Origin of the sequence: Vibrio sp. V42_P2S4T144 (assembly GCF_009904715.1) — a bacterium.
In the GTDB taxonomy this organism is placed as follows: domain Bacteria; phylum Pseudomonadota; class Gammaproteobacteria; order Enterobacterales; family Vibrionaceae; genus Vibrio; species Vibrio alginolyticus.
In genome coordinates, this window is record NZ_WXWS01000613.1 from 1 (window position 1) to 7,328 (window position 7,328).

The 7,328-nt window shown below is 45.6% G+C and carries 4 protein-coding genes; 2 read left to right on the forward strand and 2 right to left on the reverse strand.

Translation table 11 applies throughout. From position 1 onward, the window contains the following. Nucleotides 1–174: 174 nt before the first annotated feature. Entirely contained in the window at nucleotides 175–639 is a 465-nt protein-coding gene (locus CAG68_RS20025; RefSeq protein ID WP_005373515.1) for a dCMP deaminase family protein, read from the reverse strand. A 419-nt stretch (nucleotides 640–1,058) separates the two neighbouring features. Here CAG68_RS20025 and vmeY point away from each other — a divergent pair, with 419 nt between their 5' ends. Both vmeY and vmeZ read left to right on the forward strand, forming a co-directional pair. Then, a complete protein-coding gene (vmeY, locus tag CAG68_RS20030) occupies nucleotides 1,059–2,186 on the forward strand; it encodes a multidrug efflux RND transporter periplasmic adaptor subunit VmeY (protein ID WP_017635193.1) in 1,128 nt (375 codons plus the stop codon). An 8-nt stretch (nucleotides 2,187–2,194) separates the two neighbouring features. Continuing rightward, nucleotides 2,195–5,347: a multidrug efflux RND transporter permease subunit VmeZ gene (vmeZ, locus tag CAG68_RS20035; RefSeq protein WP_161441567.1), complete on the forward strand. Its 3,153-nt coding sequence runs from the start codon at nucleotides 2,195–2,197 to the stop codon at nucleotides 5,345–5,347. Between the two features lie 89 nt (nucleotides 5,348–5,436). Here the strand turns inward: vmeZ and CAG68_RS20040 are convergent, their stop codons facing one another. Beyond that, a complete protein-coding gene (locus tag CAG68_RS20040) occupies nucleotides 5,437–7,206 on the reverse strand; it encodes a methyl-accepting chemotaxis protein (RefSeq protein WP_025767924.1) in 1,770 nt (589 codons plus the stop codon). Nucleotides 7,207–7,328: the final 122 nt, after the last annotated feature.

The window sequence follows — 7,328 nt, forward strand, 5'->3', positions numbered from 1 at the left end:
GAATTCATGAGTTTATTTCTGTTGAAATGATGGAAAAATCAGTACTCGTTATTGTCAAAATTGCTGAGCTCACTGCGAAAAAACACAGTTAAAAGACTACGTCGAGACCTCTTGCAGATTTAATAACAAAATAGCCCAGATCTCTCTGGGCTATTTAAATATTAAGATGGAATACTAGCGCACGTCTTTGTCTTCAATTTCAATGTCTTCTAGCGGTAACCAGTCGACTTTCACACCCGCTTGGTCGAACATATCTTGACTGACTTGGATTTTATCTCCCCAGCGAGATAAAAAGTCTTCAGACTGCTCAGGGCAGTGTACGTGTGAGATCCCTGTTTGAATGATCTTTGCCGCGCAGTTAGGGCAAGGAAAATGCGTTACCCAAATATCACATCCGTCTAAGTCACGTTTTGAGAACAAAATTGCGTTCTCTTCCGCGTGCAGTGTTTTAAGGTATTTCAACTCGCGCTCATCGGTGTCGACACTGTCAGAAACACCATGCGGATAGCCATTAAATCCAACAGATACAATGCGATTCTGTTTAGTAATAACGGCACCGACTTGTGTTGATGGGTCCTTACTCCAAGACGCCACTAGTTCTGCCATCTGGTAAAAGCGTTTCGCCCATTTAGAAATCATAGTCATCCTCTCTGTCGAAGGCGTTGAATTAATTGAATGATAACCCATTTATATTAAAAAAATAGTCAAAATCGGGGTCTTGAGTATGAAGGCGTCACTTTTTACCTTTTTAGCCACAAAACGTTCTTATCTTGAGCACTGAATCTCACTTTACGCCCGAATACAATACTCCCGTTAGTGTTTCCAAGCACACGCTAAAATTCGCGATCTCCTAAGGCGTATATTAAATAGTTATGATTGAGTTGTATGTATATTGCTCATTGAATACCACTGTTAACTAAATTACTTTATTTTCCTTTTGTTTCTCATGTTTACATTTAGAAACACCTTGGGCGCTTTTCAGTGAAGTTTTCAGTGGCAGCAAGGAGTAAGGTTGATAGGAATTCAACAATATCCTGTTCTATAAAGACGGTAAATACATGCAAAAGAAACCACTTGTCGCACTAATGGCGGCTACAGCAATCCTCGCTGGATGCGGGGAAGCTAATAATGCCCAAACGAAAGGTCAAGCGCCTCTCGTAGTGACTCAGGATGTCACGGTTATCGACTACCAACCGAGCAAGTCTTATATCGGTCGCATTGAAGCAGTAGAAGATACCAATATTACCGCGCAGATTTCTGGCTACTTAAAAGCTCGTCACTTTGAAGAGGGGCAAATGGTAGAAAAAGGGCAGCTCCTTTACTCTATCGAGCCATCTTCTTTTGAAGCCCAAGTCGCGAGTGCTAAAGCCGCACTTGCACAAGCTAAAGCGGCGCTAAAAAAAGCCGAATTAGATCATACTCGAGGTAAAAACTTGTTGCCTCGCGGTAGTATCTCTCAATCTGAGTTTGATGCTTTAACTGCGGCACTTCTTGGTGCGAGAGCAGAGCTAGAAGCGGCAAATGCTCAACTTAAACTTGCTGAAGTTAACCTTTCCTATACTCAAATCCGAGCACCTTTTAGCGGACGTATTAGTGATACCAAAGTTAGTACGGGTGATCTGGTTTCTCCATCATCTGGCGTGCTGACAACTCTGGTGAGTTTAGATCCAGTTCATACCTCATTTAGTGTGAGTGAGCGTGAGCGTTTAGCTATGGGTATGGATCAAGTAAAAGGTGATGGCTCGGCTGAATCAAACCGCGTTGAAGTTCAGCTTGAACTGGAAAATGGACAGTTTTTTGAGCATCTAGGTAAGCTTGATTTCTTAGGTAATCGTATTGACACCAAAACGGGTACGATTGCTATGCGCGCGCTAGTGCCAAACCCAGAGCAGAAGTTACTTCCGGGTCAACACATCAAAGTGAACTTGAGAGATAAGAACACGAAAGACGTTATTGTTATCCCACGACGTGCCGTACAGACTGACTTAGAAGGTGACTTTGTGATGGTGATGGCTGAGGGAAGTGTGGCAGAGCGTCGTAACGTCGAGCTTGGCCCTCAGGTTGAACAAGGCATTATCATTCGAGAAGGGCTCGATCAGGAAGATACGGTTATTACACAAGGCCTACAACGTGTGCGTAATGGTGTAGAAGTGCGCCTTCAAGCACCTGCTGAAGATAAGCAGTAGGGGGCACTATGTTAAGTCGTTTCTTTATTCAGAGACCTAAATTCGCGCTGGTTATTTCGATCATATTAACGCTAGCCGGCGCGATCTCACTGGCGATTTTGCCAGTGGCTGAGTACCCACAGATAAGCCCGCCATCAGTAAGCGTTTCGGCTTACTACACTGGCGCGAGTGCGGAAGTTGTCGAGCAGGCCATTGCGGACCCCATAGAGACCTCAGTCAACGGCGTTGAGGATATGATATACATGTCTTCAAAGAGCGCGAACGATGGCTCTTACAGCCTAAACGTCACGTTCGATGTTGGCACCGATCCAGATATGGCGCAAGTTAACGTGCAAAACCGCGTGTCACAGATTGAGTCAAAACTGCCTCAAGAAGTTCGCATGGTTGGTGTGACGGTGAAAAAGCGTTCACCTGACTTGCTGATGGTACTTAACTTCTATTCACCTGATGGCAAATACGATGATCAGTTCTTGATTAACTACATTAACTTGAATGTAAAAGATCAGTTGGCTCGTGCGAAAGGTATCAGTGAAGTTAACGTGATTGGTGGTGGCGAATACGCAATGCGTGTTTGGTTAGATCCTGAAAAAATGGCCAACCTTAAGCTAACCACGTCAGACGTATACGCCGCTTTGGCTGAACAGAACGTTCAAGTTGCGGCAGGGCGTGTAGGTGCAGCACCATACAACAATCCGCAAGAAGTTCAGTTTAACCTTGTGACCAAAGGTCGCTTGGAAAGCGTGAGTGAGTTTGAGAACGTAGTCCTTCGAGCTAATCCCAATGGCTCTACGGTTTATCTGAAAGATGTTGCTCGCGTTGAACTAGGCAAAAAGTTCTACGATGGTAACGGTAAGTTCCGTGGCCAGGACGCGTCAATCGTTGCGTTGTCTCTTCAATCGGATGCGAATGCGTTAGAAAGTGGTCAGGCCGTCATGGAGCTCCTTGAGGGCTTGAGCAAAAACTTCCCAGAGGGAATGGAATACGAGACCAGCTACGATACAACCGTGTTCGTATCTGAATCGATCAAAGGGGTAGTAAAAACACTGATTGAAGCGATTCTATTGGTGATCGCTGTAACTTACTTGTTCTTGGGTAGTGCGCGTGCAACGTTGATTCCTGTTGTCGCGATCCCCGTTTCTCTGATTGGTACGTTTGCCATCATGCAGGCAACGGGCTTCACCATTAATACGGTTACTTTGTTTGGCTTGATCCTTGCGATTGGTATCGTGGTGGACGATGCGATTCTGGTTATCGAAAACGTCGATACTACCATGGCGAAAGACCCAACCATTTCACCGCGTAAAGCGACGTTGCTAGCGATGAAAGAAGTAACGGGACCAATCATCACGTCGACCTTGGTTCTACTTGCGGTATTCATACCCGTCGCCATGCTGCCAGGTATCACCGGTATCATGTATCGCCAGTTCGCTTTGACCATCTGTATTTCGGTTGTTATTTCATCCATCAATGCATTGACGCTGTCTCCAGCACTTTGTTCTCTGGTATTGAAGCAGGGTGGGGGCAATACCGCTAACTGGTTCCAGGCTTTCAACCGAGGCTTAGAGCGCATCACTACGCGTTATGGCCAGATCGCTGGTTTCTTGGTGAAGAAGTCTTTACTGCTCGTGACGTTCTTTATAGTTGCTATCGCAGCGGTCACTTTCTTTGCGAAAACCACCTCTACAGCGTTTGTTCCTCAAGAAGATAAAGGCATTTTGCTGGTTAACGTACAGCTACCAGATTCAGCCTCTTTATCACGTACTGAAGAAGTCACCAATGATTTAATGAAAATGATCGGTGAAGAACCTGGTGTGGATGGTGTGACGGTTGCGAATGGTTACTCGTTTATGACAGGCGCAGCAGCATCAAACGGTGCTTCTGTATTTATCAAATTGCATGATTGGGATACTCGTAACTCGCTGCAAGGAGAGCACTCTGCTAATGCTATCGCGGCACGTATTAACGGGCGAGCGGCGACAGAGTTACCTCAAGCGGTTGTTTTTGCGATGGGACCACCGGCGGTTCCAGGTATGGGCGCTGCGTCTGGTTTTGAGTTTGTGCTTGAAGACACGCTAGGGCGAAGTCGTACCGACTTGTCGATGGTCATGGGAGAAATGATCCAAGCGGCTAACCAAGCGCCTGAAATTGCCTACACGTTTAGCACGTTCCGCGCGAATGTTCCGCACTACTACGTTGATATCGATCGTGAGAAAGCGCAGCAATTAGGTATTTCGCTGTCGTCTATTTTCCAAACCTTGCAAGGCAACTTAGGTTCGCTTTATGTGAATGACTTCACCATGTTTGGTAAGAACTTCCGCGTAACCATGCAAGCTGATAGCCAGCACCGTAGCAGCATGGAAGATCTAGAGCGTTTCCATGTTCGTTCTTCGAACGGTGATATGGTTCCGTTAAGTACGCTAGTGAGCTACGAGCAAGTGTTTGAGCCTGATGTGGCGTGGCGTTACAACATGTACCGCAGTGCTATCATTCAAGGCCAACCAGCACCGGGTTACTCTAGTGGTGATGCGATTGCCGCAATGGAACGCGTTGCTGCTGAAGTTCTTCCACAAGGGTACACGTATGAATGGACAGGTATGGCTTATCAGGAAGTGCTCGCGGGTAACCAAGCCATTTATGCGTTTGCGCTGGCTTTGATCTTCATTTACTTGTTTATGGTGGCTCAGTATGAGAGTTGGAGTATTCCACTGGCTATTATTTTGGTGGTCCCAGTAGCAACGTTAGGTTCCTTCCTTGCGTTGAATCTAACTGGCACGCCGCTTAACTTGTATGCCCAAATTGGTCTTGTCTTGCTCATAGCCTTGGCGGCGAAAAACGCAATTTTGATTGTGGAGTTCGCCAAGCAAGAGCGAGAAGAAAAAGATGCTGATATCGATAGTGCAGCGGTTAAAGGAGGCACGTTACGTTTCCGCGCTGTGAATATGACATCCTGGTCATTTATCCTGGGTATCTTCCCGCTTATCTTTGCCGCTAGTGCGGGGCACGTCAGTCAAAACTCACTCGGCGTGTCGCTGATTGGTGGTCTATTGTGTGTGCTTCTAGCAGGTACATTCTTGATCCCAGGCTTCTACGCCCTGGTGCAAAGACAGCGTGAGAAAGTTCATGGCGGCAACACCAAGCTGGTTCCTCTTGATGATGAATAATCACATCCGAAGTGCGCAGTAAGCACGAAGTGACAATTGAAAAAAAGCCCGAAGCAATGATTGCCTCGGGCTTTCTATTTTGAAAAGGGTTATTTTAGCGCAGTTTTGAATTGTGCAACAGCTTCATCCATATCATGAGCTTGAGCAGAGACAGAGTTGACTTCATGCAAGCATTCCTGAGCGGATTGCATGTTATTCTCAGATATTGCGTTTAGCTCGGTGATTGAACCGCTAACTTGGTTCATCACGATACCTTGTTCTTCAATTGCTGAAGCTATGCGCTCCGAATTACCTTGAATTGAATGCATGTCAGTGATGATCTGTTGCAGGCTAGAATCCAGTTTTTCAGAAGCATTAAGTGTTTGTTGCCCTTGATCGTTACATTGATCAATATCAGCAACAACTGTAGACATTTGAGTTTGAATATCTGCAACTACCCGCGTGATTTCCTCTGTGGATTGATGAGTTCGGCTAGCTAGGGCGCGTACTTCATCGGCAACAACTGCAAACCCGCGGCCTTGTTCGCCTGCTCGCGCGGCTTCAATTGCTGCGTTGAGAGCTAGTAGGTTGGTTTGCTCTGCAATCTCTTGGATGATGTTCACGGCACCACCAATTTTATCTACATGCTGATTCAGCGAGCCAATCGACTGCTGGCTGTTTGATAAAATCGTGGTTAGTTGACCGATGTTGGTTACCGTCGCCTCAACAACTCCTCGACCTTGTTCGGCATTATTCGCTGCCTGATGTACGCCTTCTACCGCAACTGATGTGCTTTCTGAGATTTCACCTATTGTGGCAACCATTTGCTGAACTGCCGTCGCCATTGATGCAGTGTGGTCAGTTTGAGTGTGGAATTGCTCCATAACGCCTTCTAACTCACGATGCATATTATCGGTACTTGCAGTGAGTTGCGCCGATTTTTCTTGGGTACTACTAATTAGATGCTCAAGCTTATCCAATAGGTCATTGAGGTGATGACTGATATCAAATAGCTCGTCTTGACCTTTCAAATCAGATCGAAGTCCCATGTTGTTCGTTTCGCTGATACTTCGAATGGTGCCAAGTAAGCTATTCACTCGCGTATTGATTGAACGTGAAATTTGCCAAATCAATGCGAAAATAACGACTAAGATCAGAGCTGTAATGACCTGCTTGATGGTCGACATTTGTTCATCACGTTGTGCGGCAGCAGAGCTAAGGGCTGTGGAAAAGGTTTCAAATTGCTCTTCTACGGCATGGGATAATGCGCGAGTTTCACCGAGTAGGCCTTTGTCATAAGCAACCCCAACAACTTGCTTTTGGGCCGCCAATTGCTTACCTGTTTTGATAAGCTCCGGAGCATATTGCCCCTCAAGCAAGTCACTATTGAATAGTCCTGCTTTTACCGCAGAGTCAAAACGGACTAATGCCAATAACTGCTGGTGGTCTGAACGTTGTTTTGCTTCTAATAGTGCTTGTTCGTAACCAGCGAGAAGCCCACTCTTTGAATCAAGCCCGTATCGTTGGTAAGCGCTGACCAGATTCTGAAAGCCCCTTTGGTATGCGAGCAAGTCTTGCTTAAATTGTTGACTGGAAGGTAATTCATTACTCTTGAGTATGTTCGCAAGCTCTTTTTCTGTGTCTATAAACTTGTCAACATTGGCGTCAAACTTATTTAGATATTTGTCATTACTACGTAGTAGGAAATCTTTTTCATTTCTGCGTAAGTTGAGTAAGCGTATTTCTAGATCACCAACGAGTTTGATGGCGTGATTAAGATCATTGCTCTTATTTTCAAAATGGGATGACGTACCCAAAAGGGCCACGATGCCTAAAATGGCGATAACTCCGAGGAAGTAGAGTTTTTGCCTAATAGTCATATTGTTGTTTCCTGAATAAGTAACTAAAAAGAGAAATCCAATGAGATTTCCAAGGGCTAGCAAACGTTGTTCAACTAACATGTCGAGAAAACGACATGCACTAATACAGCACTTTCTTACGT

Excerpts from the sequence above, each read along its gene's own strand:
- vmeY (WP_017635193.1), top strand. The coding sequence starts at position 1,059 with ATGCAAAAGAAACCACTTGTCGCACTAATGGCGGCTACAGCAATCCTC.
- CAG68_RS20040 (WP_025767924.1), bottom strand. The coding sequence starts at position 7,206 with ATGACTATTAGGCAAAAACTCTACTTCCTCGGAGTTATCGCCATTTTA.
- CAG68_RS20025 (WP_005373515.1), bottom strand. The coding sequence starts at position 639 with ATGATTTCTAAATGGGCGAAACGCTTTTACCAGATGGCAGAACTAGTG.
- vmeZ (WP_161441567.1), top strand. The coding sequence starts at position 2,195 with ATGTTAAGTCGTTTCTTTATTCAGAGACCTAAATTCGCGCTGGTTATT.